Below are 24,804 nucleotides of genomic sequence, written 5' to 3' on the forward strand. Positions count from 1 at the left end.
AGGGGTCCTTTCGAGCGGGGTGGATCACTCCTGCGCTGCGCGGAGCGTGGACACCTGGTACAGCGCGACGGATGCCGCGATGCCGGCGTTGAGCGACTCGGTGGCCGCGTTGATCGGGATCGAGACGATCTGGTCGCAGGTCTCGGTCACGAGGCGCGACAGACCCTTGCCCTCCGACCCGACCACGATCACGACGGGACGATCGGCGAGCTGGAGCGCCGGCAGCGACACGTCGCCGCCGCCGTCGAGTCCGAGGATGAAGACGCCCTGCTTCTTGAACTCCTTGAGCGTCGTCGTCAGGTTCGGCGCGATGGCGACGGGCACCCGCGCGGCCGCGCCGGCACTCGTCTTCCACGCCGCGGAGTTGACACCGGCGGAGCGGCGCTGCGGCACGATGATCGCCTGTCCACCGAACGCGGCGGTGGAGCGGATGATCGCGCCCAGGTTCCGGGGGTCGGTGACGCCGTCGAGAGCCACGAAGAGCGGGAGCTGGCCGCGGTCGATGACCTCTTCCAGCAGATCCTGGGGGTGCGCGTACTCGTACGGCGGGACCTTCAGGGCGACGCCCTGGTGCACACCGTCGAATCCGGCCATCCGGTCGAGTTCCTGTCGGGTGACCTCGAGGACGGGGATGCCGCGGTTCGTCGTGATCGAGAGCATCTCCTTCACGCGGTCGTCCATCTCGACGCGCTGGGCGATGTAGAACGCCGTGGCGGGGATCTTCGCGCGGAGGGCCTCGAGGACGCTGTTGCGACCGGTCACGGTCTCGGTGTCGTCGCCGGCCTTCGACTTCGGCGCGCGGTTCTGGCTCGAACGCTGCTGCGGCTTGCCGCCGGCGGCGATGTAGCGCTCCTGGGCGGCCTTGCGCTTGCCGGCGGGGTGCCAGGCACGGTCCTCGGCCTTGGGGGTCGGGCCGCGTCCTTCGAGCGATCGCTTGTTCTTGCCGCCGGAGCCCTTCGTGGGGCCCTTCTTGCCCTTGCCTGCAGAGGGGTTGCCGAACTTAGCCATTTTCCAAACTCCAATGTGTCCCGGAGGGACCGTCTTCCAAGACGATGCCCGCCGCCGCGATCGCGTCGCGGATACGGTCGGCATTCGCCCAGTCCTTGTTCGCGCGGGCGTCCGCGCGCTGGTCGATCATCGTGCGAACGAGCGCGTCGAGCGCCTCGGTCGCGGGCGCGGCGGCGCCCCGCTGCCACTGCAGCGCCATCGGGTCGACGCCCAGGAGGCCCGTCATCTCCCGGACCTGCCAGGCGGCGATCGCCGCGGCGTCGGTGTCGCCGGCGTCGAGGGCGGCATTGCCGCGCCGCACCGTCTCGTGCACCGCGGCGAGTGCCTGCGGCACACCGAGGTCGTCGTCCATCGCGGCCTCGAACGCGGCGGGCAGCACGACGGGACTCTTGCGCTCGGCATCCGTCTCCGGACGCTCTGCGGACCTTCCGAACGAGGTGTCGAGTCTGGCCACCCGTGCCTGGAAGCTCCGGATGCGATCGAGTGCGGCACCCGCTTCGGCGAAGGCCGAGGGCGAGATGTCGAGGTTCGAGCGGTAGTGCGCCGACGCGAGGGCGTACCGCACGACAAGCGGGTCCTGCTCAGCAAGGACGTCCTCCGCGAGGAGGAAGTTCCCGAGTGACTTCGACATCTTCTGGTCGCCGACGGTGACCAGGCCGTTGTGCACCCAGTAGCGGGCGAAGCCGTCGCCGGCAGCGGTGGACTGCGCGAGCTCGTTCTCGTGGTGCGGGAACCGCAGATCGAGCCCGCCCCCGTGGATGTCGAACTCCGGACCAAGGTAGCGACGGCTCATCGCCGAGCACTCGATGTGCCAGCCGGGCCGTCCCGCTCCCCAGGGCGCTTCCCAGGAGGCACCGGCGGGCTCGTCCGCCTTGGCGCCCTTCCACAGCGCGAAGTCACGCGGGTCGCGCTTGCCCCGAGGGTCGGCGTCAGCGGCCGACTCCATCGCGTCGACGGACTGCCGCGTCAGCGTGCCGTAGCTCGGCCACGAACGGACGTCGAAGTAGACATCGCCCTCGGCCGCGTACGCGTGCCCTGCGGCGATGAGGCGCCCGATGAGCTCCTGCATCTGCGGGATGGAGGCGGTCGCGCGCGGTTCGTATGTCGGGGGCAGGATGCCGACGGCGGCATACGCCTGCGAGAACTCCAGCTCCATGCGGTAGGCGAGCGCCCACCACGGCTCCTCGGCGGTCGCGTTCGCGAGCACCTTGTCATCGATGTCAGTGACGTTGCGCACGAAGGTGACCCGTCCGAAGCGGTGCGCCAACCAGCGGCGGAGGATGTCGAAGCTCAGCGCGGCGCGGACGTGACCGATGTGCGGGCCGGACTGCACCGTCGGACCACAGACGTACATGGTGACGTTGCCCGGCTCCGCGGGCGCGAAGTCGCGCAGCGCCTGCGCCTGGGTGTCATAGAGCCGTACCGTCACCGGACCATGCTACCGGCGCGTGGCTTGGAGCCCACCGCGATGACGGTAGAAAGGAGAGCGTGCTGCACGTTCTCGCCGTCCTCGCCGCCGCCGTGCTCTTCGGCACGACCGGCACCTCCCAGGCGCTCGGACCCGAGGGGACGACACCGCTCGCCGTCGGTGTGGCGCGGATGGTCGTCGGTGGCTCGGCACTGGCGGTGATCGCGTTCCTGTTGGCCGCGCGGCACATGCGGACAAGCACGGTCCCGCGTCCTCGCCTGACCACGTCGCCCGTCCTGCTGATGGCGGCGACCGGTGTCGCCCTCGCCGTGTACCAGCCGCTGTTCTTCCTCGGCACCGAGCGCAACGGCGTCGCCGTCAGCACGGTGATCGCCCTCGGATCGGCGCCGGTCCTCGCAGGGCTTCTCGAGTGGGCGCTCACCCGGCGCCTGCCCTCTCCGATCTGGATGTCCGCCACGGCGCTCGCGACCGTCGGCGTCGTGCTGCTGGGCGTCGGCGGCGGCGCGGAGTCCGGTGGCGCCGACCCGGTCGGCGTCCTCGGCGCGATCGGTGCGGGCGCGTCGTTCGCGATCATCGCCAACGCACAGCGGCGTCTGCTCGATAGCGGCTGGGATGCGTTCACCGTGGTCGGCGCGATGGGTGTCGGCGCCGCCCTCGTCAGCGCGGTGGCACTCCCCTTCGTCGATCTCGCCTGGGTCTTCGAACCGAGCGGCCTCGTGATGACGCTGTGGCTCGGCCTTGCGACGATCGCGGTCGCGTACACCCTGTTCACCTGGGGCCTGCAGGGCCTGACGGCGGCGACCGCGGCGACCCTCACGCTCGGCGAACCGCTCACCGCCGCGCTGCTGGGCGTGACGGTGCTCGGTGAACAGCTGTCCCCCCTGACGATCGGCGGCCTGATCGTTCTGGGGGCCGGACTGGCGGCGCTCGCCTGGGGCTCCCGACGCTCCCGCGATCCGCAGCCGTACGCGGTGGAGGGGTGACCATGACCGGCCTCCGCGTCACCGTCGACGACCTCTCCGGGAGCGAGACGGTCGCCCTCATCGCCCACCACCTGGAGGGCATGCACGCCCAGACACCCGCCGAGAGTGTGCACGCGCTCGGCGTCCGCGAGTTGCGGCATCCCGACGTCACGGTCTGGTCGGCGTGGCGCTCGGATTCGCTGGCGGGCGTGGGCGCCCTGAAGCGGTTCGGCGACGCCGACGGCGAGATCAAGTCCATGCGGGTCGCCGACGCACACCTGGGCACCGGAGTCGGTCGGGCCCTGGTTCGCCACATCGTGACCGAGGCTCGGGCGGCGGGACTTCGCGCGCTGTGGCTCGAGACCGGGTCGGATGCCGCGTTCGCTCCTGCCCGCGCCCTGTATGCGAGCGAGGGGTTCACGGTGTGCGACCCGTTCGGGCCCTATCGACCCGACCGGCACTCCACCTTCATGACGCAGACGCTCTGAGAGCGCCCTCGCGGCGCCGCGTCAGGCCGGGAGGACGAGCGCGACGGCGAAGGCCGCGACGCCCTCACCGGTTCCGGTGAACCCGAGTCCGTCGGTCGTCGTCGCCGACACCGACACCGGCGCGCCCAGCGCCGCGGACAGGACCGCCTCGGCCTCGTGTCGCCTCGCGGAAAACCGTGGACGGCGCGCCTGCACCTGCACGCTGACGTTGCCGATCCGCCAGCCGGCATCGGCGAGGATCTCGCGCGTGCGACGGAGGAACGCGTCAGCGTGCGCCCCGGCGTACTCGGGCTTGTCGGTGCCGAAGTGCGTGCCGATGTCGCCGAGCCCGGCCGCGGCCAGCACCGCGTCGACGATCGCGTGCGCGATCGCATCGCCGTCCGAGTGCCCCTGCAGAGCCGCTTCGCCCGGCCACTCGACGCCGGCAAGCCACAAGATCCCGTCGCCGCCGAAGGCGTGCACGTCAGTCCCCACGCCGATCCTCGGGATGGATGCCGCGGCGGGCGCGGGTGACACGATGGCTCGTGCGCGCTCGAGATCCGCGGCGGTCGTGATCTTGAAGGCGAGGTCGTCGCCGGCGACGGTTCGGACCGTGTGGCCGTGCCCCTGCACCAGCGCGGCGTCGTCGGTGTGCTCTCTGTCCGCCGACGCGTACGCCGCGTCGAGCACCGCGCGCCGGAACCCCTGCGGCGTCTGCGCACCCGCGAGGACCGAGCGGTCCACGGCGGCCACGACGGTGCTGCCGTCGACCCGCTTGAGGGTGTCGACGACGGGAAGCGCTGGGATCACGGCATCCGCCCCGGCCTGGAGGGCCTCGATCACACGGGCGAAGACCGCAGGCGGAGTGAGCGCGCGCGCCGCGTCGTGGACGAGGACCATCTCGACGTCCGGCCAGACGGCGTGGAGACCCGCGGTGACCGATTCCTGCCGGGTGGCACCTCCCGCGACCACCGACACCAGCTCCACGCGCTCCCCCGCCTCCTCCCGGGCGTCGGTCAGCGCTTCACCGACGCGCTCTTCGGGCGCGACGACGACGACCTGCGCGACGGGTGCTGCGAAGACGTGCCGGAGGGCGTGGCGGAGGATCGTGTGCGCGTCCAGGCCGACGAAGGCCTTCGGCGCCCCCTGGCCGAGGCGCGTCCCCGCACCGGCGGCGACCACGATGACCGCGACACGGGGTACCGGGATGAGGCTCATGCCTCCGAGCGTACCGACGCCGGTTGGGTGCGCCGTGCCCCGCGGCGCAGCAGCACGACGGCAACGGCGAGCAGGAGTGCGCCGACCACGGCGATCGGCAGGTCGAGGAACCACTGCATCACCGCGAACGGCGGAAGGAACGCGCAGAGCCACGCGACGGCGACGACCCCGCGAGGCGGCGTCGCCGACAGGGTGCCCAGCGCCTCCCATCGGACGATGAGGAGAGAGAGCGCCAGGAGGACGCCGAGCACGGCGACGAACATGACCGGCCGCGACCACCACCACTCCGGGCTCGACGGTGTCGGCGCCGCGCCCGGGATGAGCAGCGTCACGCCGGTCAGCGCCAACATCACGGGGAGATGCCAGAGGTAGATCGTCATCAGCCGCGATCCGAGGAGGAACACCGCACCCTGCATGACGCGGGCACGCATCAGCCTCGACAGCACCGGACGCAGCAGTCGCAGCAGGCACGCCTGCGCGACGCCCAGGACGACCAGCGGCACCGTCGGTGGGTTGAGATTGCCGAGCATGCTCGTCGAGTACGGGCCCCACGCCGTAAGCGGCCACAGCACCAGGTAGCAGGCCGCGGCCAGTGCGATCAGGGTCACCGGATGCCGCCGGTCGAACCATCCGTCGGCGTACCAGAACCCGAGTTGCTGGACGAGGGGCCAGACGAAGAGGAGGTTCAGGAGACCGAGGTCGGTGACGCCGCTCGAGAACCGGGCGACGTCGACGGCGACGACGCCCAGTGTGAGCAGCGCGAGCGTCCGCCGCGGGGCGAGGCTGTGCGCCCGAGCGAGCCAGGGCACGGCGGCCTGGCAGATCAGGTATGCCGCGAGGAACCACAGCGGGGATCCCGCGCCGATGGCGGCATCCGACACCAGCGCAGGCGGGGCACCGATCGCGGTCGCGCCGACGAGGACGAGCGCAAAGAACGCGAACAGGGGCAGGGCGGGCTGGGCGAGTCGCAGGGTACGAGTCCGGATGAACCCCGCCGCGTCACCGCCTTTCGCCGTCCACGACCGCCAGCCCACGGATGCCGCGAACCCGCCGACCACGAAGAACAGCGGCATGATCTGGCCGACCCAGGTCACCGTGTCGAACCACGGCTCCTGCTCGGCGGGGCGCGACGCGATCAGCTCGCCGTCTGGACCCGGACCGATGCCCACCTGCACCAGGTGGACGACGATGACGAAGAGGACGCAGACCACGCGGGCGAGGTCGAGCGTGAGGTCCCGGGTCGACAGGTCGACGGCGGCCGTGCGGGAGGTCATCGCCTCATCATGGCGCACCGGGAGTCGAATCCCCGGAAATGCCGAACGGCCGGGAATCCCGGCCGTTCCGAGAGTGTCAGGAGGCGAGGACCTCGTCGAGAACGCTGGACGCCTTCTCTTCGTCGGCCTTCAGCGCGAGGGCGATCTCGGAGATGAGGATCTGGCGCGCCTTGGCGAGCATCCGCTTCTCCCCCGCGGAGAGCCCGCGGTCCTGATCGCGGCGCCACAGGTCGCGAACGACCTCACTGACCTTGATCACGTCGCCGGAGGCGAGCTTCTCGAGGTTCGCCTTGTAGCGGCGCGACCAGTTCGTGGGCTCCTCGGTGAACGGCGCGCGCAGCACGTCGAAGACCTTCTCGAGACCGTCCTTGCCGATCACGTCGCGGACGCCCACGAGGTCAACGTTGTCCGCCGGGACCTCGATGACGAGGTCTCCCTGCGTGACGTTGAGCTTCAGGTATTTCTTCGTCTCGCCTTTGATGACGCGATCCTTGACCTCGATGATCGTCGCGGCGCCGTGGTGCGGATAGACGACGGTCTCGCCAACCTCAAAAAGCATGCAGTTGTGTCCTTTCGGCAACCTCCAGAATACCACAGGCGGTATGCGCTAAGGTTTGCCGCCCAGCGTCTGCGGCCTCGGGCGGCGACCGCATAGGATGAAGGGGATGCCGTTCGCTTCACCTGGAGGATCCGTGAAATCGCGTTTCATCGCGTCCATCGCCCTGGGCGCCGCCGTCGTCCTCGGCGCCACCGGCTGCAACATGCTCGCGCCCCAGGCGACGACCATCGAGTACTCGGCATCCGACGGTCGCAACGTGCCGGAGTCGGGCCCGCTGAAGGTGCGCAACGCGCTCATCGTCGCGAACGAGGACGGCTCGCTCGGCAACCTCATCGCCGGCGTCGTCAACTCGACGGACGACGACCTCGTCCTGAACGTCGGCATCGGCTCCGACCTGCAGACCATTCCGGTCCCCGCCCGAAGCTCCGTGAGCCTCGGCGTGACCTCCGCTCCTATGCTCTTCGAGGGTCTCGACGCGAAGCCGGGGTCCGACGTCGAGGTCTCGTTCCAGTCGGGCGAAGGCGAGGGGGTCGAGGTCGCCATCCCGATCCTCGACGGCACGCTCCCGCACTACGAGGAGTTCGTGCCGACGCCGCTCCCCACGCCGACGGCCACTCCCTGATCGGACCTCTTGTCATGAAGAACGCCCCCGCCGCATGGCGGGGGCGTTCTTCATGAGGGCGTGAGTCGCGAGCGTCAGGATTCGAAGCGGTAGCCGAGTCCGCGCACGGTGAGCAGCATCACGGGGTCGCTCGGGTTCTGCTCGATGCGCGAGCGGATGCGCTTGATGTGGACGTCGAGCGTCTTCGTGTCGCCGAAGTAGTCACTCCCCCAGACGCGATCGATCAGCTGGCCCCGGGTCAGCACGCGACCGGCGTTGCGCATGAGCAGCTCGAGAAGCTCGAACTCCTTGAGCGGCATCGAGATCTCGGCCCCGTCGACGGCGACCGTGTGGCGGTCGATATCGAGGGTGACCCGGCCGCCCTCGATGATGCGGTCGTCGACGTCGAGCTCGTCGACCTCGCTGCGGCGGAGGACGGCGCGCATGCGCGCCAGAAGCTCACGCGAGGAGTACGGCTTGGTGACGTAGTCATCGGCGCCGAGCTCGAGTCCCACGACGATGTCGACCTCGCTGTCCTTGGCCGTCAGCATGATGATCGGCACCTTCGAGGTGGTGCGGATGATGCGGCACACCTCCGTCCCCGGCATCCCGGGGAGCATGAGGTCGAGGAGGACGATGTCGGCGCCGCGCGCGGTGAACGCGTCGAGGGCGATGCCGCCGTCTTCGGCGATCTCGACCTCGAAGCCCTCGCGCCGCAGCAGGTATGCGAGGGGGTCGGCGAGATCGGGCTCGTCTTCGACGATCAGGACGCGGGTCATAGTGCTCCCCTTTTGGCCGACACTCTCGCGGCGGACTTCATGGACTTCTTGGGCTTTCGTTTGGGTTCGGAATGCGATTCGGGCGCATGGACGATGGGCAGGCGGATGGTGAAGGTCGACCCGCGGCCCGGCCGCGACCACAGCTCCACCGAGCCGCCATGACGCTGCACGGCGTGCTTGACGATCGACAGGCCGAGTCCGGTCCCGCCGGTCCGCCTCGAGCGGGCCTGGTCTGCGCGGTAGAAGCGCTCGAAGATGCGCTGCTGGTCGTCCTCGTGGATGCCGATGCCGTGATCGGCGATGGCGATCTCGACCGTGCCGTCGCCCTCACGGACGCCCACGCCCACCTGGGCGCCGGCCGGCGAATACGCGACGGCGTTTGCCAACAGGTTGCTGATCGCCTCGATGAGGATCTGCGGGTCGCCGCGGACGAACAGGCCTCGATCTCCACCGCGGGCGATCGTGATGTCGGAGGCTTCGGCGGTGATGCCCTGCGACTCGATCGCCGCCGTCACCACCTCGTCGACGGAGACGTTGCGCATCTCGGCGATGTCGTCCGCGGACTGCAGGCGCGACAGATTCATGATGCGGGAGGTGAGCTGGCCGAGCCGACCCGCCTCGGCCGTCAGCCGACTGGCGAAATGTCGCACCTGGTCGGGGTCGTCGGCCGCCGAGTCAATCGCCTCGGCGAGGAGGGTGACCGCGCCGACAGGGGTCTTCAGCTCGTGCGACGTGTTCGCGACGAAATCGCGCCGCATCTGCTCCACACGCTCACGCTCGGTGATGTCGCGGATGACGATGAGGGTCAGCCGCGGGGTGATGACGCTCGCGCGCGCGGCGACCAGGCGCGGCTCCACACCGCGGTTCAGCTGCATGTTCTCGGTCGCCGCCAGTCCGCTTGCCCGGACGCCCCGCACGAGGGACTTGAGCGTGTCGGAGCCCAGGGTCTGGCCGACGTGGAGAGAGAACACCTCCGCCGCGGCCGACGAGGACAGCACGAGCATCGACGCATCGACGACCACGGCGGCGTCGTCCATCCCCTGCAGGACTGAGTCCGTCCCGTCGGGGATCTCCACCGACGTGACCCGCCGGGTCTGGTCGCGGGAGCGCAGCGCGAAGACGACGAGCCCCACGGCGGTCGCACCGATCAGCGCCCCGACGAGGAGGCCAAGCAGCGCGAGCTGCGTCGAGTCCATGACCCCAGCGTAAGGTGGTCGCAGACCCGTCATCGGACGGAATGGTCCCGGTGCCGCACGGATCGTCGGATGTTCACCACGTCGGCACCGACCGTTAACCTTGGCGCGGGAGGATCGCCGAGGTCTCAGCGCATTCGTGCGCCCCATCCTCCGCCGCACCGGCTACGGCCCGTAGGGCATCCCCCGCTTGCCGGGGTTCATCCGCACAAGAGAAGGTGTCCAGATGCGCGAAGTGTTCCACCAGTCCCTCGAGGACGTGCAGACCCGTCTCGTCGAGATCGCCGACCTCGTCGCCGTCGCGATCGACAAGGCGACCCGTGCCTTCGGCACGAGCAACGTCGCCCTCGCCGAGGACGTCATCGACAACGACCAGGTGATCGACGACAAGGCGATCGAGCTCGACGAGCTCGCGATCGAGATCCTGGCACGCCAGCAGCCCGTCGCGCGCGACCTGCGCATCGTCGTGGCCGCCTTGCGCGTGAGTGCCTCGCTCGAGCGCATGGGCGACATCGCCGAGCACATCGCCCAGCTGACCCGCATGCGCTTCCCCGAGCGCGCCGTCCCCAAGGGCCTCAAGGGCACGTTCACGAAGATGGGCGAGATCGACTCCGAGGTAGCCCGCACGCTCGCCGACCTCCTCCGCACCGAGGACCTCGCGCTCGTCAACAAGCTGCACGAGCTCGACGACCAGCTCGACGCCCTCCACCTCTCCGTCTTCGAGAAGGTGCTGGGCGAAGCCTGGCAGGGTGAGGCGGCCGCCACGGTCGACGCGACCCTCGCCTCCCGCTACCACGAGCGTTTCGGCGACCACGCCCTCTCCGTCGCGAAGAAGGTCTCGTACCTCGCGACCGGCACGTGGGCGGCCGACATCGAAGGTGTCGACGCCGAGATCTGACTCCCGGCTCGCGCCGGATACGCGAAGAGCGGATGCCACCGGCATCCGCTCTTCGTCGTTTCGGGGTCTCCCGATCGAGGCTTACTTCTTGCCCTGCGAGGCGACCGCGGCGGCACCGGCGGCGGCGGCCTCGGGGTCGAGGTACTCGCCGGGACCGGCGGGCGTCAGGTCTTCGTTGAGTCGGTAGACGAGCGGGATGCCGGTCGGGATGTTCAGCTCGGCGATGTCGTCGTCGCTGATCCCGTCGAGGTGCTTCACGAGCGCGCGGAGCGAATTGCCGTGCGCCGCGACGAGGACGGTCTTGCCCGCCTTCAGGTCGGGGACGATCTCGGCATCCCAGTAGGGCAGGAGGCGATCGATGACGATCTTCAGCGACTCGGTCTTGGGCACGTCGCCGTCGATCCCGGCGTAGCGCGGGTCGTTCAGCTGCGTGTAGGGGTCGTCGTCGGCGATGTCCGGCGGCGGCACGTCGAACGAACGGCGCCACAGCATGAACTGCTCCTCGCCGAACTCGTCGAGGGTCTGCGCCTTGTCCTTGCCCTGCAGGGCGCCGTAGTGACGCTCGTTGAGGCGCCACGAACGCTTCACGGGAATCCACAGACGGTCCGCGGCGTCGAGGGCGATGTTCGCCGTCTGGATCGCGCGCGAGAGCAGCGAGGTGTGCAGGATGTCGGGGGTCAGGCCCGACTCCTTGATCAGCTCGCCGCCGCGCTGGGCCTCGGCCTTGCCCTGATCGGTGAGGCGGACGTCCACCCAGCCGGTGAACTGGTTCGACTTGTTCCACTCGCTCTGACCATGCCGGAGGAGGATCAACGTGTAGGGGGCTGTCATGCCGCAATCCTATCGGCGTGACGGATGGGATCATGGGGGCATGACGCGCGGAGACAAGGTCGTGGGCCGCCTCACGCGCGGCACCACGGGAACCAACCGGCTGCGTCGCGTCGACCGGTGGATCGCGCGCCATCCGGTGCTCCGCCGCACCGCCGATCCGCTCGTCGTCGACCTCGGGTACGGCGCGAGCGGCGTGACCGCCTTCGAACTCGAGGCACGGCTGCGCCGTGCGCGCCCCGACGTCGAGGTGCGCGGACTCGAGATCGAACCGGCGCGGGTCGAGCGGGCGCTCGCGCAGCTCGAACGCGTGCGCGAGGGCGCGACCCCGTTCGCCCCCGATGCCCGCGTGTCCTTCGCACGGGGAGGCTTCGAGGTGCCCGTGCCGGGCGGCCGTCGCCCGGCGGTGATCCGCGCCTTCAACGTCCTGCGCCAGTACGACGAGGGAGAGGTCGGCGACGCCTGGGAGCGGATGGCCGCGCGCCTGCAGCCGGGCGGCATCCTCGTCGAAGGCACGTGCGATGAGCTCGGCCGGATCTGCACGTGGGTGGAGGTGGGGTCGGATGCCGCACCTCGGTCGCTCACGATCTCGCTGCGCCTGAGCGGGCTGGACTCCCCCTCCGTCGCCGCCGAGCGGCTGCCGAAGGCCCTGATCCACCGGAATGTCGCCGGTGAGCGGATCCACGACGTCCTCGCGGCACTGGAGGTGGAGTGGACGCGCGCGGTCGCGGCATCCGCTTTCGGGCCCGAACAGCGCTGGCGCGCCGCTCTGGACGCGCTCGACCAGGCGGGTTGGCCGGTCCAGGGCAGGTCGCGCTGGCGGCTCGGCGAAGTCACCCTTCCGTGGAGCGCGGTCGCCCCCGCAGACGGAGTCGCGGGTTAGACGCGCGGCAGCAGGGATCGCGCCTCGGCGGATGCGAGCCCGGTCGCGCAGAGCAGGTCGGTCGCGAGCGGGCGGAGCGCGCTGACGAGGGTCTGGTCGCCGAGAGATCCGTCGGGGACCAGCGCGATCGGGTCGAGACGTGCGGCGACCGCGGCGAGCGTGGCGCGCGCGATCGGTTCGTCGGCGATGTCGGTCAGCGAGCTGGACAGCAGGTCGGCGCCCCGGGCGAGCTCCACGAGCAGATCGGCCGCGGTCTCGCGCTCGCGCCCGTCGTCGCTCAGGTAGACCGCGCGACGCGCGACCACGCGCAGGTTCCGGACGGCGAGGTCCATGCTGGCCCGCATGCGCTCGTGCCGCTCGAGCTCGAAACGCTGCCGCCGCAGGAACGGCGAGATCCGTGCGATCGCCAGCCCCGATTCGACGGACACCCGCCAGTCGTCGACGAGCCGCTGCAGATCGCGTGCCTTCTCGAGCCCGCGCTCCGCGCGCACCCGGCTCCCACGGCGGAGACCCTGAACGACCGTGCCGGCCGCCTGATCGAACGCGAGGAACAGCCGCGCACCATCGGCGACGGCCGTCCGCAGTGGGCTGCGCGGGATGAGCGCGGTCACGAGGAGCGCCATCACGCCCCCGATCGCGGCATCCAGCAGTCGGAGGAACGGCGCCGAAGCGGGCACCACCACGACGATGATCGACTGGATCGCCGCCGCGATCGCGAAGGCGGGCTGGGGCGACACGAAACGCGCGATCGCGAGGCTCGCCGCCAGCGTCAGGGCGAGCTGCCACCACCCGCTGCCGGCGAGGAGCACCACCAGCTCGGCGACGAACACTCCGAGCACCATGCCGACGACGGTCTCGAGCACGCGGCGGGGCCGGGCGTCGCGGACGAGCCCGAGACTCGAGATCGTCACCGTCGCGGCGATGAGCGGCGCGGGGTGGCCGAACCCGTAGTGGGCGATCGAGAACGCGGCGCTCGCGGCGACCACCAGCTGCACGATCGCGGGGGCCGACTCCCGCAGACGCGCCCACCCCTCGCGCGGATACCGCCGCGCGGTCGGCACCGGAGCGGTGGCCGGCGGCTCGGTCGTCATCGCCGCTGCGAGAGCCGCGGCAGACGTGGGACGGATGCCGCGCGTCCCGCATCCGGCGGCACCACGACCTCCTGGGCGGCGGCGATCACGCCGTCGGCCACATCGACTTCGAGGGCAGCGTCGACGGGAACGGAGCGCTTCACGATCGCGAGGGCGATGGGGCCCTCTTCGTGGTGCCGGGCGACCGAGGTGATCGCGCCGACCTCGGTACCCTCACGCCGCACGATGGCGCCGACCTCGGGGAGCTCCGCATCGGAACCGTCGAGCTGGAGCGACACGAGGCGCCGCGGCGGGTGTCCGAGGTTGTGCACCTTGGCGACCGTCTCCTGGCCGCGGTAGCACCCCTTGTCGAGGTGCACGGCGGTGCGGAGCCAGTCGACCTCGTGCGGCAGCGTCCGCCCGTCGGCCTCATGGCTCGCGCGTGGGCGCCACGCCGCGACCCGCAGCGCCTCGACGGCGAGCGACCCGGCAAGGGGCTGATCGCCTCGGACGGCGGAGTCCGCGAGCTGTGCGAGGTCGGCGACGGCGACGATGGCTTCCGACCAGTCGCGCTCTCCGCCGGGATGCGGGTCGACCGGCGAGTAGCCCCATCCGCCGAGGGTGACCGAGGGCCACGGGTCGCGCCACACCGCCGCGGCGGGAAGCGGCGCCACGGCGCTCGACGTGCCGCCGACGACGGCGTAGGTGTCGGATACGTCCTGCGGGTCGACCCGCAGCCGGAACCGCATGCGCTGCAGCCAGCCCACCAGCGCGGCAGCACGGTCGCGGTCGACCAGCAGCCAGGTGCGCTCGCCGTCATCGACGACGGATGCCGCGTGCTCGACGTGACCCTGCGGGTCCAGCACGAGCAGCTCGGTGCCGACGCCCGGCGCCAGCGAGGTGAGCGCCTGGGAGGTGATGGAGTCGAGCCAGGTGAGCCGGTCCTCGCCGGACACGGTGAGGACGGCGCGGTCGGCAAGCGGCGCGAGGGCGCGTCCTGCCGCGAGGTCGCGCTGCTCGCGCACCGGGTTTCCGAGGTGGGCGATGCCGCTCGCGTCGGTCACCGCGCCCGGAAGGGCGGCGAAGGGCTCGAAGGCCGCGGGGACGGGGACCGGCTCGGTCACGGGAGCTTCGCCAATCGGGCGGATGCGTGCGACCCGAGCTCGCTGCCGAGCGCGGCGATGTCCCACGCCCAGAGGAGATGGCCGTCCACGAGCCCGTACATGCGCGTGGCCGCGGTGTAGTCCTTAGCGCCGGCGGGACGGACGATGGCGTCGGTCGCGATGTCGATCCGCGGACCGCGGACCTGGCCGAGGTAGAGCTCGCTGATGCCGTCCGAGTGGACGAGGGCGACCTCGATCTCGAAGCCGCCGCCGTCGGCACGCAGCGCTTCGACGTCGTCGACGGTACGCGCGGCCGCACGAGCGCGAAGAGCCGGGAGCAGCGCCGGGCCGGCATCCTCCTCCGTCGCGGGACGCGACAGCCGCCAGTACCCCGTCTCGGCGACGAGGTTGTGTCGCTCTCCGTCCTCACCTTCGAACCACGCCGTGGCGGCGTAGTTCAGGGCGTCGCCGCCGTCGTGGCTGAAGCTCACGCGATGCGTGAACTCGCCGGTCATCGACAGGCCGCCCGCGTTGTAGTCGAGCACACCGTTGCCCTCCCAGACGCCGAGCAGCCACGACAGTGGGACGAGATCGGCCGGAAGGTCGGTCGGCAGTTCGATCACGTGATCAGCGCTGGCCGCGGTAGAGGTTCTTGATGACGACGCCGGACACGAAGACGATCGCGAGCGAGGCGAGACCGAGCAGTCCGACGAAGAAGAGCTCGAGTGCGAGGAGGTCCATACCCCCACTTTACCGACGCGCGGCGCGCAGCGGTCGGCGCGGAGCGCCGCGCGCAGATTCAGCCGGCGAAGAGCTCGGCGAGCGCGAAGCCCGCGCCGACGAGTCCCATCACGAGCATCGCGCCGAGCACGCTCGCCGACACCCGCACGATGAAGCCCTGCGATCGGCCGTAGGCGAGTTGGATCGCGAAGGCGACGAAGAAGCACGCCCCGAGACCCACCGGCAGCCACGCGCCGCGCCACTCCGGCTCGGCGAACACGCCGATCGCGAGGGCCACCACGACGGCGAGGACCCAGACGGCGACGACACCGCCGATGCGGTCTCGGAGCGGGAACTCGGGCGTGGCCATGTCGTCCATTGTTGCGCACCGGCGGGGCGCCCGCACGGACGCATGCACAGGCGGCATCCAGGCACGCTCTAGGATGGGACCGGTTCCGGGTCCGCATCGGGAGGGATCCCCTTTGGCACAGCTGCTCGTTCTGAGCTCCGCACCCAGCGGCGACGCCGTCCTGCCCGCGCTCGAGCTGCTCAGCCACCGGGTCCGGCAGATCCCCGCCGAAGCCGCCCAGCTCGTGAATGCGCCGAGTGCGGACATCATCTTCGTCGACGCGCGGATCGATCTCGTCGGCGCGAAGTCGCTGTGCAAGATCCTCAGCACCACGGGCGCCGACGCGCCCCTCGTGCTCGTCGTCACCGAAGGCGGCCTCACCGCCGTGTCGTCCGACTGGGGAATCGACGACGTCATCCTGGGCACCGCCGGACCCGCCGAGGTCGACGCACGCATCCGATTGTCGATGGGACGCGTGTCCAAGGAGCAGGTGTCCACGCGGATCCAGACATCGGGCATCACGATCGACGAGTCCTCGTACTCCGCCAAGGTGCACGGGCGCCCGCTGGATCTGACCTACAAGGAGTTCCAGCTCCTCCACTTCTTCGCGACGCACCCCTCCCGGGTGTTCACCCGCGAGCAGCTGCTGAGCGAGGTCTGGGGCTACGACTACTTCGGCGGCACGCGCACCGTCGACGTCCACGTGCGACGGCTGCGCGCGAAGCTCGGCGACCTCGAGCAGCTCATCGGCACCGTCCGCAACGTCGGCTACCGGTTCAACGTCTACGAGGACGAGCAGCTCCCCGGCAGCCCGGCCTGACCCATGACCGCGGCGCCGAGCGCGCCATGTTCACTCGGAGGTCACTCGCCCCTGCAATGATGTGGGGATGATCGACACCCAGGTTCACGACTCCGGACTGGGCGACGCCGACGACGACGACTTCGATGGCGTCATCGAAGCGTACGACTCGCAGCTGCCCGACAACCGCTATCTCGACCGCGAGCTGAGCTGGCTCGCGTTCAACAAACGCGTGCTCGAGCTCGCCGAGGACATCAACCTGCCGGTCCTGGAGCGGGCGAACTTCCTCGCGATCTTCGCCAGCAACCTCGACGAGTTCTTCATGGTGCGCGTCGCGGGACTCAAGCGCCGCATCATCACCGGGCTCGCCGTCCCCACGAACGTGGGGCGCTCCCCGCAGGACGTCCTCACCGATCTCTCCACGGCTGCGCACGAGCTGCAGGAGCGCCACGCGCGGGTGTGGTCGGAAGACGTGCGCCCCGCCCTCGCCGAGGCCGGCATCGAGGTCGTCTCCTGGGCGGACCTCGCCGACGACGAGCGCAGCGACCTGTACGAGTACTTCTCGGCGCAGGTGTTCCCCGTGCTGATGCCGCTGGCCGTCGATCCCGCGCACCCGTTCCCGTACATCTCGGGTCTGTCGCTGAACCTCGCCGTTCGCATCCGCAACGCACGCACCGGACGCCAGGAGTTCGCGCGACTCAAGGTTCCCCCGATGCTCCCCCGGTTCGTCGAGGTCAAGACGGCCGACGCGCACGTGCGGTACCTGCCGATAGAGGAGCTCATCTCCGAGAACCTGGACGACCTGTTCCCGGGCATGGAGATCCTCGAGCATCACACCTTCCGGCTGACCCGCAACGAGGACATGGTCATCGAGGAGGACGAGACCGAGAACCTCATCCAGGCCCTCGAGGCCGAGCTCCTCCGCCGTCGCTTCGGCCCGCCGATCCGCCTCGAGATCACCGAGGACATGGACGACGTCACCCTCGACCTCCTCCTCGACGAGCTCGACATCACCGAGCACGACGTCTACCGCCTGCCGTCGCCGCTCGACCTCCGGGGACTCTTCGCGCTCTCCGGACTCGACCGGCCAGAGCTGCGCTACCCGGCGCACGTGCCGAAGACGGCGACACCCTTCCAGCCGCCCGAGCAGAACGGACGCGCCGACATCTTCGCGGCGATCCGCAAGGAGGACGTCCTCGTCCACCACCCGTACGAGTCGTTCACGACGAGTGTCGTGGCGTTCCTCAAGCAGGCTGCCCGCGACCCGCACGTGCTCGCCATCAAACAGACGCTGTACCGTACGTCGGGCGACAGCCCGATCGTCGAGGCGCTCATCGACGCCGCCGAGAACGGCAAGCAGGTGCTGGCCCTCGTCGAGGTGAAGGCGCGCTTCGACGAAGCCGCGAACATCGTCTGGGCGCGCAAGCTCGAGAAGGCCGGCGTGCACGTCGTCTACGGCCTCGTCGGCCTCAAGACCCACTGCAAGCTGCTGCACGTCATCCGCGAGGAAGACGGCGTGCTGCGCAGCTACAGCCACATCGGCACCGGCAACTACAACCCGAAGACCAGCCGCATCTACGAGGACTACGGTCTCTTCACCGCCAACGAGCAGGTCGGCCGCGACCTCACCCGTCTGTTCAACGAGCTGAGCGGCTACGCGATCGAGAAGAAGTTCAAGCGCCTGCTCGTCGCGCCGCTGCACCTGCGCAAGGGGCTGCTGCGCCAGATCGACCACGAGCGACGCAACGCCGGCGCGGGCAAGCCCGCCAGCGTGCGCATCAAGGTCAACTCGATGGTCGACGAGCAGATCATCGACGCGCTCTACCGCGCCAGCCAGGCCGGGGTGAAGGTCGAGGTCTGGGTGCGCGGCATCTGCTCACTGCGCACCGACCTCCCGGGCGTCAGCGACAACATCACGGTCCGTTCGATCCTCGGCCGCTACCTCGAGCACTCCCGTATCTTCGCGTTCCACAACGACGGCGACCCGCAGATCTACATCGGCAGCGCCGACATGATGCACCGCAACCTCGACCGCCGCGTCGAGGCGCTGGTCCGCGTCGTCGAGCCGGCGCACCTCGCCGAGCTCACGGCACTGTTCGACCTCGCGATGGCCGACACCACGAGCTCGTGGCACCTCGGGGCCGAGGGCGAGTGGACCCGGCGCAGCACCGATGCCGACGGCGCCCCGCTGGTCGACCTCCAGGAGAAGACGATGACGCAGGTGCAGCGCCGCCGGCGCGCACGGGCGGTGCGATGACCGACACCGCCGTCTACGCAGCCGGCGGTGTGGTGTGGCGACTCGTCGACGGCAAGCTGCACGTGCTGGTCGTCCACCGCACGGCGTACGCCGACCTCACCCTCCCGAAGGGGAAGGTGGAGCCCGGCGAATCGCTGGCCGAGACCGCTGCCCGCGAGATCTTCGAGGAGACCGGAATCCGTGTCGCCCTCGGTGTGCCCGTGGGGGTGTCCAAGTACCGGCTGCCCAGCAAGCGGCAGAAGATCGTGCACTACTGGAGCGCCGAGGCGTCCGACGATGCGATCCGGGCGTCGACGTTCGTACCCAACAAGGAGATCGCCGCCGTGGAGTGGCTCACTCCTCGCAAGGCACTGGCACGGCTGAGCTACCCCGTCGACATCGAGATCCTCGAGAACTTCCTCGCCTTCGTCGACGACGGCATCCTCGCCACCTTTCCGATCGTCGTGCTGCGACATGGCAAAGCCGTCGCCCGCGAGGACTGGTCGGGTCCCGATGCGGAGCGGCCACTGACCGACCGAGGGCGTCGGCAGGCGAAGGCGGCTGTCGGCCCACTGCGCGCCTTCGGCGTGCGCAAGGTCATCTCGAGCGACGCCGTCCGCTGCGCCGACACCGTGGCGCCTCTCGCGAAGGCTCTCCGCACGCAGGTGCGCACGACGGCCGCCCTCTCCCAGGACGCGTGGGAAGCGGGCACGTCCGACCCGCGCTCGGTCATCGGCAAGCGCATCCGGGCACGCAAACCTGTGGTCCTGTGCTCGCACGGTCCCGTGCTCCCCGACATCCTCAGCGAGCTCGCCCTCGCGACCGGGACCCTCCGCGGGTCGTACCTCGGAAGCGCGTCAGCGCTCGAGACCGGCGCCTTCTCCGTCGTCCACCTGTCGGCGACGAACCCCGGGTCGGGCATCGTCGCGATCGAGACCCACGACCCCAAAGTGTGATCCGGATGCCGCGGCGCGGCATCCATTCCAACGGATGAACAATCCGGAACGCGGCATCGCCGATCGGACCAGGTCCGTTCACCTGTCGTTCACCTCGGCACCGGAGTCTGGACACCGGCGGACTTTAGCGTCGAGCCCAGCCCCTGCACCGGGGTGTTCCCGATCAAATCCGAAGGATCACACGTGAAGCTCAACCGCATCGCCCGCCTGGGCGCTGTCGCAGCCGTCGCCGCTCTCTCCCTCTCCGCTTGCGCGGCGAACGAGCCCGCCCCCGGTGGCGACTCCTCGAACTCCGGCTCCGAGAGCACCCTCTCCGGCACGGTCAAGGCCACCGGCGCATCGTCGCAGGGTGCCGCCCAGCAGGCGTGGACCGCCGCGTTCCAGACCGCCAACGGCGACGTCACCATCAACTACCAGCCGACCGGTTCGGGCACGGGCCGTGACAACTTCATCGCCGGTTCGAGCAACTTCATCGGATCGGACCGCGCGTACAACGCCGAGGAGCTCGAGGCCGGCGGCTTCGGCGCGTGCGCGACCGACGAGATCGTCGAGGTCCCGGCGTACATCTCGCCCGTCGCCGTCGTCTTCAACCTCGAGGGCGTCGACTCGCTGAACCTCACCCCCGAGCTCATCGGCAACATCTTCAACGAGAAGATCGAGAAGTGGAACGACCCGGCGATCGCCGAGGTCAACGAGGGCGTCGAGCTCCCCGACCTGGCCATCACCCCCGTCTTCCGCGGTGACGCGTCGGGCACCACCGGCACCTTCACCGAGTACCTCGCCTCCGTCGCTCCCGACGCATGGCCGTACGAGGACGCCGACGAGTGGCCGGTCGACACCACGCGCTCCGAGGCTGCCCAGCAGACCTCCGGCGTCGAGGCGGCCGTCACCGGCGGTCAGGGCACCATCGGCTACATCGACGCATCGCGCGTCGGCGAGCTCGGCTCCGCCGCCGTCCAGGTCGGCGAGGAGTTCGTCGCGTTCTCGGCTGACGCCGCCGCCAAGCTCGTCTCGGCTTCGCCGCTCGAAGAGGGCCGTGGCGAGGGTGACCTCGTCTTCGCCGTCGACCCCGCCGCTGCCCCCGAGGGTTCGTACCCGATCGCCCTGGTGAGCTACCTCATCGGCTGCGTCGAGTACGAGGACGCCGCTGTCGCCGACATCGTCCGCGAGTACTTCGCGTACATCGTCAGCGAAGAGGGCCAGGCCGCCGCGAACGAGGCCGCCGGCTCCGCACCGCTGTCGTCCGAGGTCGCTGAGCAGGCCCAGGCTGCGATCGACCTGATCGGCGCCTCCGAGTAATACCCTTGCTGCTGGTGTCTCCCGCTCGTCGGGAGGCACCAGCAGCAGTCACGTCCGCCCGCTTCCATCCCGAGGACTGCGATGCCCCCCACCACCGAGTCGGTCACCACCGACCAGGCCACCCCGAAGCGGACCGTCCGCCGCCGCGGAGACCTCGTCTTCTCGCGCAGCGCGCTCAGCGCCGGCATCATCATCCTGATCGTCCTCGCGGCGGTCACCCTGTTCCTCATCATCGAGAGCGTGCCCGCCTTCACGGGCGACCCCGAGAAGATCCAGTTCCTCAACGGACGCCCCTTCTGGGAGTACGTCTGGCCGTTCGTCTTCGGCACCCTGTGGGCGTCGGTGATCGCTCTCGTCGTGGCATCCCCGCTCGCCATCGGCATCGCCCTCTTCATCTCGCACTACGCGCCGCGCCGCATCGCCGCCGTGCTCGGGTACATCATCGACCTGCTCGCCGCGATCCCCTCCGTCGTCTACGGCCTGTGGGGCGCCCTCGTCTTCTCACAGCTCCTCCAGCCGTTCTACGTCTGGCTGAACGAGAACCTCGGCTGGATCCCGTTCTTCGCCGGCGCCGTCTCGCCCACCGGTCGCACGATCCTCACGGCATCCCTCGTGCTCGCCGTCATGATCCTCCCGATCATGACCGCCATCACCCGCGAGGTCTTCCTCCAGACCCCGGTCCTGCACGAAGAGGCGGCCCTCGCCCTCGGCGCCACCCGCTGGGAGATGATCCGCATGGCCGTCTTCCCCTTCGCCCGCGGCGGCATGGTCTCGGGCGCCATGCTCGGCCTCGGCCGCGCACTCGGCGAGACGATGGCCGTGACCATGGTCCTCTCCGCCACCGGCGCCGTCACCTTCCAGGTGCTCAACTCGAACAACCCGACGCCGATCCCCGCGAACATCGCCCTCAACTTCGGTGAGGCCTACGGCGACGGCGTGAACGTGCTGATCGCGACCGGCCTCATCCTCTTCGTCGTCACGTTCGCCGTCAACGCGATCGCGCGCTACATCGTCAACCGCCGGGCCGAGTTCTCGGGAGCGAACTGATGACCACCCTCACCCGCCCGACCACCAAGACGCCTGTCGGCAACTCGCTGACGGCGGGCCAGCTGCCCGCATGGATGCCGTGGGCGCTGCTGGCCGCAAGCCTCGTGCTGTCCACCGCGGTCTTCGCGATCATGAACTCGGGCGGCGAGGTCGCTGACTTCAACATCGCCGGGGCCGTCTTCATCGGCGTGATCATCTTCGCGATCGTCCTCGTGGTGCTCTCGAGCGTCGTGGAGACGCGGCGGCGTGCGGCCGACCGCCTCGCGACCGTGCTCGTCTCGATCGCCTTCACGATCGCGCTGCTCCCGCTCATCTCGCTGCTGTTCACGGTCATCGCCGACGGCATCGCCCGGTTCGACCCGATGTTCTTCTCGTACTCGATGCGCAACATCGTCGGCGAAGGCGGCGGCGCGATCCACGCCATCTACGGCACGCTCATCGTGACCGGATGGGCGACGCTCATCTCGGTGCCGATCGGTCTGATGACCTCGATCTACCTCGTCGAGTACGGCCGCGGCCGGATCGCGAAGCTGATCACGTTCTTCGTCGACGTCATGACCGGCATCCCCTCGATCGTCGCCGGTCTGTTCATCGTCGCCGTCGTCGCGCTCGTCAACCCGGGCCTGAACACCGGCTTCATGGGCTCGGTCGCCCTCTCGGTGCTGATGATCCCCGTCGTCGTCCGCTCGAGCGAAGAGATGCTCCGCCTCGTGCCCAACGAGCTCCGCGAAGCCAGCTACGCCCTCGGCGTGCCGAAGTGGCTCACGATCGTGAAGGTGGTCCTCCCCACCTCGATCGCCGGCATCACCACCGGCATCATGCTCTCGATCTCCCGCGTCATCGGCGAGACCGCGCCCCTGCTGCTCACCGCCGGGTTCACGCAGTCGCTCAACGTCGACGCGTTCGACAACGCGATGATGACCCTCCCGGTCTTCGTCTACGACCAGTTCCAGAACCCGGGCACCAACATCGCCGCAGCGCTCGAGCGCGCATGGGCGGGCGCGCTCACCCTCATCATCATCGTCATGGCTCTGAACCTCATCGCGCGCTTCGTCGCGAAGAAGTTCGCCCCCAAGTTCGGCCGCTGACCCGCGGCATCCGACAGAAAGTACCCGACGTGTCAAAGAGCATCGAAGTCAACGACCTCAACGTCTACTACAGCGACTTCCTCGCGGTGGAGGGCGTGTCCCTCGACATCGAGCCCCGCAGCGTCACGGCCTTCATCGGGCCGTCCGGCTGCGGCAAGTCGACCTTCCTCCGCACCCTCAACCGCATGCACGAGGTCATCCCCGGCGCCCGCGTCGAGGGTGAGGTGCTGCTCGACGGTGAAGACCTCTACGGCCAGGGTGTCGACCCCGTGCTCGTGCGCCGCCAGATCGGCATGGTCTTCCAGCGGCCCAACCCGTTCCCGACGATGTCGATCCGCGACAATGTGCTCGCGGGTGTGAAGCTCAACAACTCGCGCATCTCGAAGTCCGACGCCGACGCGCTCGTCGAGAAGTCGCTGCGCGGTGCGAACCTCTGGAACGAGGTCAAGGACCGGCTCGAGAAGCCCGGCTCCGGCCTCTCGGGCGGTCAGCAGCAGCGTCTGTGCATCGCGCGCGCGATCGCCGTCTCCCCCGACGTGCTGCTGATGGACGAGCCCTGCTCGGCCCTCGACCCCATCTCGACGTTCGCGATCGAGGAGCTCATCCAGGAGCTCAAGAGCGATTACACGATCGTCATCGTCACGCACAACATGCAGCAGGCCTCGCGCGTCTCCGACAAGACCGCGTTCTTCAACATCGCCGGCACCGGCAAGCCCGGCAAGCTCATCGAGTACGACGAGACCGGCACCATCTTCACCAAGCCGTCCGTCCAGGCCACCGAGGACTACGTCTCGGGCCGCTTCGGGTGACCCGCGTCGCAGCCGGGGGGCTGGACGACGCCGGTGACGCGCCGGCACGGATTCGGGTTCCGTGCCGGCGCGTCTGTTCGTGGTGGCGTGCGGGCGGGGAGGGTTGCGGCAGTGCGACGCGCGGCCTAGGGTCTGGGCCTGGGGCCTCCGGCGTGCGTCGAACACAACGGCGGATCGGTGGGTGTGACACCCCGCTTCAGCACCGCCCCACCGGCGTGTCGGGGCGTGGGCTCCGCCGTTGTGCACACCGGCAGGCTCGGCCCGAGCCGCCGAGAAGGCGTCGACACTCTCCCCAACACCTATCTGGCCCAACCTCTCCCCAGTCCTCTCGCGCCCGTCCCTCGAAGCTGGGCTCGCGGACGAGCCTTGCCCCGTGTGCACCGGAACGCAGATCGCCACCTACGAGATGTTGCGTGCAGCGGGAGTCTCCCGCCGGCAGATAGAAGCGGCACTCAAGACTGGTCACTTGACCCGCCCCCGCCGCGGAATCTATGCCACGGATGCCGCGTGCTCCGCGGTCCGCACGGCAGCAGCGCACGGCGGCGAGATTGCCTGCGTGAGCGCCGCCCGTCATCTCGGGCTGTGGGTTCTCGAACCGCCCAGTGAGACGCACGTGTGGGTGGGGCCGGGAGGGCACCAGCGCCACCGACGATGTGAGTGCGTGACGCATTGGGATGCGGCATCCGATGACTGTGAAGATGACCTGGCCCGGATTCTCCTGCAGATCCGCCGCTGCATGGGAGTGGAGTCGTTCTTCGTGACGCTCGAGTCGGCGCTTCGGCTGGGGCGCCTGTCTGCGGATGCTCTCGGGTGGCTGCGGGCGAAGGCTGATGCGACGACCAGAGAAGCCCTTGACGCCGCGCGGGATGATGCGGACAGCGGACTGGAATCATTGCTGCGCTGGCGTCTCCGAGGACACGGATTCGACATCCGCACCCAGGTTGCGATCGGTGGCGTCGGACGGGTCGATGTTGTCATCGACGGCTGGCTACTGATCGAAACAGACGGTCGGGGGAACCATGACGGGCCGGCCCTGCGCCACAAGGATCTCGTGCGGGACGCGGTCGCCGCCGCGAGCGGGTACACCACGCTGCGGTTCGACTACGCCCTGGTCGTGCACCGATGGGACCTCGTGGAGGCGGCCATCCTCGGCGCCCTCGCCCTCGTGTGACGTCGGGCACCCGCGACGCCGCGTGCACAACGGCGGATCGGACGTCCGACATGCCGGT

25 protein-coding genes and 1 pseudogene are annotated in these 24,804 nt (G+C 69.8%); 14 read left to right on the plus strand and 12 right to left on the minus strand.

Features of this window, described 5'->3' with window-relative positions:
• Window positions 1-24: 24 nt before the first annotated feature.
• On the minus strand, window positions 25-1,008 hold the full coding sequence (gene rlmB / locus BKA24_RS12570; RefSeq protein WP_184218734.1) for a 23S rRNA (guanosine(2251)-2'-O)-methyltransferase RlmB: 984 nt from the start codon (window positions 1,006-1,008) through the stop codon (window positions 25-27).
• Window positions 1,001-2,437, minus strand: a complete 1,437-nt coding sequence (cysS, locus tag BKA24_RS12575; RefSeq protein ID WP_184218737.1) for a cysteine--tRNA ligase — start codon at window positions 2,435-2,437, stop codon at window positions 1,001-1,003. Before cysS ends, rlmB begins: the two co-directional genes overlap by 8 nt.
• A 59-nt stretch (window positions 2,438-2,496) precedes the next feature.
• On the opposite strand from cysS, the gene BKA24_RS12580 reads away from it, so the two are divergent.
• Both BKA24_RS12580 and BKA24_RS12585 read left to right on the plus strand, forming a co-directional pair.
• Entirely contained in the window at window positions 2,497-3,420 is a 924-nt protein-coding gene (locus tag BKA24_RS12580) for an EamA family transporter (protein ID WP_184218740.1), read from the plus strand.
• A 2-nt stretch (window positions 3,421-3,422) separates the two neighbouring features.
• Window positions 3,423-3,887, plus strand: coding sequence for a GNAT family N-acetyltransferase (locus BKA24_RS12585; protein WP_184218743.1), 465 nt, complete (start codon window positions 3,423-3,425; stop codon window positions 3,885-3,887).
• 21 nt (window positions 3,888-3,908) lie between these two features.
• On the opposite strand, the gene ispD is transcribed toward BKA24_RS12585, so the two are convergent.
• From ispD to BKA24_RS12600, 3 genes are all read right to left on the minus strand, one after another.
• On the minus strand, window positions 3,909-5,084 hold the full coding sequence (ispD, locus tag BKA24_RS12590) for a 2-C-methyl-D-erythritol 4-phosphate cytidylyltransferase (protein WP_184218746.1): 1,176 nt from the start codon (window positions 5,082-5,084) through the stop codon (window positions 3,909-3,911).
• A complete protein-coding gene (locus BKA24_RS12595; protein ID WP_184218749.1) occupies window positions 5,081-6,358 on the minus strand; it encodes an acyltransferase family protein in 1,278 nt (425 codons plus the stop codon). The genes ispD and BKA24_RS12595 overlap by 4 nt, the downstream gene beginning before the upstream one ends.
• Window positions 6,359-6,434: 76 nt before the next feature.
• Window positions 6,435-6,917: a CarD family transcriptional regulator gene (locus BKA24_RS12600; protein ID WP_184218752.1), complete on the minus strand. Its 483-nt coding sequence runs from the start codon at window positions 6,915-6,917 to the stop codon at window positions 6,435-6,437.
• A gap of 133 nt (window positions 6,918-7,050) precedes the next feature.
• Between BKA24_RS12600 and BKA24_RS12605 the strand changes: the two genes are divergently transcribed.
• Complete coding sequence (locus tag BKA24_RS12605; RefSeq protein ID WP_184218755.1) at window positions 7,051-7,539, plus strand: DNA modification methylase; 489 nt, start codon at window positions 7,051-7,053, stop codon at window positions 7,537-7,539.
• Between the two features lie 74 nt (window positions 7,540-7,613).
• Here BKA24_RS12605 and BKA24_RS12610 read toward each other — a convergent pair whose 3' ends face one another.
• On the minus strand, window positions 7,614-8,297 hold the full coding sequence (locus BKA24_RS12610) for a response regulator transcription factor (protein WP_184218757.1): 684 nt from the start codon (window positions 8,295-8,297) through the stop codon (window positions 7,614-7,616).
• Window positions 8,294-9,493, minus strand: coding sequence for a sensor histidine kinase (locus BKA24_RS12615; protein WP_184218759.1), 1,200 nt, complete (start codon window positions 9,491-9,493; stop codon window positions 8,294-8,296). Before BKA24_RS12615 ends, BKA24_RS12610 begins: the two co-directional genes overlap by 4 nt.
• 223 nt (window positions 9,494-9,716) lie before the next feature.
• Here BKA24_RS12615 and phoU point away from each other — a divergent pair, with 223 nt between their 5' ends.
• Window positions 9,717-10,388 carry a phosphate signaling complex protein PhoU gene (gene phoU, locus BKA24_RS12620; protein ID WP_184218761.1) on the plus strand — a complete coding sequence of 224 codons (672 nt, stop codon included), beginning with the start codon at window positions 9,717-9,719 and terminating at the stop codon, window positions 10,386-10,388.
• 81 nt (window positions 10,389-10,469) lie between these two features.
• On the opposite strand, the gene BKA24_RS12625 is transcribed toward phoU, so the two are convergent.
• Window positions 10,470-11,219 (minus strand): phosphoglyceromutase, encoded by a 750-nt coding sequence (locus BKA24_RS12625; protein ID WP_184218763.1) that lies wholly within the window; start codon window positions 11,217-11,219, stop codon window positions 10,470-10,472.
• A gap of 40 nt (window positions 11,220-11,259) precedes the next feature.
• Between BKA24_RS12625 and BKA24_RS12630 the strand changes: the two genes are divergently transcribed.
• Window positions 11,260-12,099 carry a class I SAM-dependent methyltransferase gene (locus BKA24_RS12630; protein ID WP_184218765.1) on the plus strand — a complete coding sequence of 280 codons (840 nt, stop codon included), beginning with the start codon at window positions 11,260-11,262 and terminating at the stop codon, window positions 12,097-12,099.
• On the opposite strand, the gene BKA24_RS12635 is transcribed toward BKA24_RS12630, so the two are convergent.
• The 4 genes from BKA24_RS12635 to BKA24_RS12650 form a co-directional block, all read right to left on the minus strand.
• Entirely contained in the window at window positions 12,096-13,190 is a 1,095-nt protein-coding gene (locus BKA24_RS12635) for an FUSC family protein (RefSeq protein ID WP_221417328.1), read from the minus strand. The genes BKA24_RS12630 and BKA24_RS12635 overlap by 4 nt on opposite strands.
• Window positions 13,187-14,293, minus strand: a complete 1,107-nt coding sequence (ygfZ, locus tag BKA24_RS12640; RefSeq protein ID WP_184218767.1) for a CAF17-like 4Fe-4S cluster assembly/insertion protein YgfZ — start codon at window positions 14,291-14,293, stop codon at window positions 13,187-13,189. The genes BKA24_RS12635 and ygfZ overlap by 4 nt, the downstream gene beginning before the upstream one ends.
• Complete coding sequence (locus BKA24_RS12645; protein WP_184218769.1) at window positions 14,290-14,895, minus strand: heme-binding beta-barrel domain-containing protein; 606 nt, start codon at window positions 14,893-14,895, stop codon at window positions 14,290-14,292. Before BKA24_RS12645 ends, ygfZ begins: the two co-directional genes overlap by 4 nt.
• 176 nt (window positions 14,896-15,071) lie before the next feature.
• Window positions 15,072-15,362: a hypothetical protein gene (locus tag BKA24_RS12650; RefSeq protein ID WP_184218771.1), complete on the minus strand. Its 291-nt coding sequence runs from the start codon at window positions 15,360-15,362 to the stop codon at window positions 15,072-15,074.
• A 112-nt stretch (window positions 15,363-15,474) separates the two neighbouring features.
• Here BKA24_RS12650 and BKA24_RS12655 point away from each other — a divergent pair, with 112 nt between their 5' ends.
• From BKA24_RS12655 to BKA24_RS15960, 9 genes and pseudogenes are all read left to right on the plus strand, one after another.
• A complete protein-coding gene (locus BKA24_RS12655) occupies window positions 15,475-16,161 on the plus strand; it encodes a winged helix-turn-helix domain-containing protein (RefSeq protein WP_184218774.1) in 687 nt (228 codons plus the stop codon).
• Between the two features lie 67 nt (window positions 16,162-16,228).
• On the plus strand, window positions 16,229-18,397 hold the full coding sequence (locus tag BKA24_RS12660; protein WP_184218777.1) for an RNA degradosome polyphosphate kinase: 2,169 nt from the start codon (window positions 16,229-16,231) through the stop codon (window positions 18,395-18,397).
• Entirely contained in the window at window positions 18,394-19,332 is a 939-nt protein-coding gene (locus BKA24_RS12665) for an NUDIX hydrolase (protein WP_184218780.1), read from the plus strand. The genes BKA24_RS12660 and BKA24_RS12665 overlap by 4 nt, the downstream gene beginning before the upstream one ends.
• A 183-nt stretch (window positions 19,333-19,515) precedes the next feature.
• Entirely contained in the window at window positions 19,516-20,631 is a 1,116-nt protein-coding gene (locus tag BKA24_RS12670) for an extracellular solute-binding protein (protein ID WP_184218784.1), read from the plus strand.
• Window positions 20,632-20,712: 81 nt separating this feature from the next.
• On the plus strand, window positions 20,713-21,678 hold the full coding sequence (gene pstC, locus BKA24_RS12675; protein ID WP_184218786.1) for a phosphate ABC transporter permease subunit PstC: 966 nt from the start codon (window positions 20,713-20,715) through the stop codon (window positions 21,676-21,678).
• Window positions 21,678-22,766, plus strand: coding sequence for a phosphate ABC transporter permease PstA (gene pstA / locus BKA24_RS12680; RefSeq protein WP_184218790.1), 1,089 nt, complete (start codon window positions 21,678-21,680; stop codon window positions 22,764-22,766). The genes pstC and pstA overlap by 1 nt, the downstream gene beginning before the upstream one ends.
• Before the next feature lie 29 nt (window positions 22,767-22,795).
• Complete coding sequence (gene pstB, locus BKA24_RS12685) at window positions 22,796-23,575, plus strand: phosphate ABC transporter ATP-binding protein PstB (protein ID WP_184218794.1); 780 nt, start codon at window positions 22,796-22,798, stop codon at window positions 23,573-23,575.
• 373 nt (window positions 23,576-23,948) lie between these two features.
• Window positions 23,949-24,059 (plus strand): annotated as a pseudogene (locus BKA24_RS15955) (type IV toxin-antitoxin system AbiEi family antitoxin domain-containing protein); the annotation flags it as partial.
• A 177-nt stretch (window positions 24,060-24,236) separates the two neighbouring features.
• Complete coding sequence (locus tag BKA24_RS15960) at window positions 24,237-24,746, plus strand: endonuclease domain-containing protein (RefSeq protein WP_343066150.1); 510 nt, start codon at window positions 24,237-24,239, stop codon at window positions 24,744-24,746.
• Window positions 24,747-24,804 lie beyond the last annotated feature (58 nt).

Source organism: Microbacterium marinum (genome assembly GCF_014204835.1).
GTDB classification, from domain to species: Bacteria; Actinomycetota; Actinomycetes; order Actinomycetales; family Microbacteriaceae; genus Microbacterium; species Microbacterium marinum.

Excerpts from the sequence above, each read along its gene's own strand:
- rlmB (WP_184218734.1), bottom strand. The coding sequence starts at position 1,008 with ATGGCTAAGTTCGGCAACCCCTCTGCAGGCAAGGGCAAGAAGGGCCCC.
- BKA24_RS12585 (WP_184218743.1), top strand. The coding sequence starts at position 3,423 with ATGACCGGCCTCCGCGTCACCGTCGACGACCTCTCCGGGAGCGAGACG.
- ispD (WP_184218746.1), bottom strand. The coding sequence starts at position 5,084 with ATGAGCCTCATCCCGGTACCCCGTGTCGCGGTCATCGTGGTCGCCGCC.
- BKA24_RS12595 (WP_184218749.1), bottom strand. The coding sequence starts at position 6,358 with ATGACCTCCCGCACGGCCGCCGTCGACCTGTCGACCCGGGACCTCACG.
- BKA24_RS12600 (WP_184218752.1), bottom strand. The coding sequence starts at position 6,917 with ATGCTTTTTGAGGTTGGCGAGACCGTCGTCTATCCGCACCACGGCGCC.
- BKA24_RS12610 (WP_184218757.1), bottom strand. The coding sequence starts at position 8,297 with ATGACCCGCGTCCTGATCGTCGAAGACGAGCCCGATCTCGCCGACCCC.
- BKA24_RS12615 (WP_184218759.1), bottom strand. The coding sequence starts at position 9,493 with ATGGACTCGACGCAGCTCGCGCTGCTTGGCCTCCTCGTCGGGGCGCTG.
- phoU (WP_184218761.1), top strand. The coding sequence starts at position 9,717 with ATGCGCGAAGTGTTCCACCAGTCCCTCGAGGACGTGCAGACCCGTCTC.
- BKA24_RS12625 (WP_184218763.1), bottom strand. The coding sequence starts at position 11,219 with ATGACAGCCCCCTACACGTTGATCCTCCTCCGGCATGGTCAGAGCGAG.
- BKA24_RS12630 (WP_184218765.1), top strand. The coding sequence starts at position 11,260 with ATGACGCGCGGAGACAAGGTCGTGGGCCGCCTCACGCGCGGCACCACG.
- BKA24_RS12635 (WP_221417328.1), bottom strand. The coding sequence starts at position 13,190 with ATGACGACCGAGCCGCCGGCCACCGCTCCGGTGCCGACCGCGCGGCGG.
- BKA24_RS12650 (WP_184218771.1), bottom strand. The coding sequence starts at position 15,362 with ATGGCCACGCCCGAGTTCCCGCTCCGAGACCGCATCGGCGGTGTCGTC.
- BKA24_RS12660 (WP_184218777.1), top strand. The coding sequence starts at position 16,229 with ATGATCGACACCCAGGTTCACGACTCCGGACTGGGCGACGCCGACGAC.
- BKA24_RS12665 (WP_184218780.1), top strand. The coding sequence starts at position 18,394 with ATGACCGACACCGCCGTCTACGCAGCCGGCGGTGTGGTGTGGCGACTC.
- pstC (WP_184218786.1), top strand. The coding sequence starts at position 20,713 with ATGCCCCCCACCACCGAGTCGGTCACCACCGACCAGGCCACCCCGAAG.
- pstA (WP_184218790.1), top strand. The coding sequence starts at position 21,678 with ATGACCACCCTCACCCGCCCGACCACCAAGACGCCTGTCGGCAACTCG.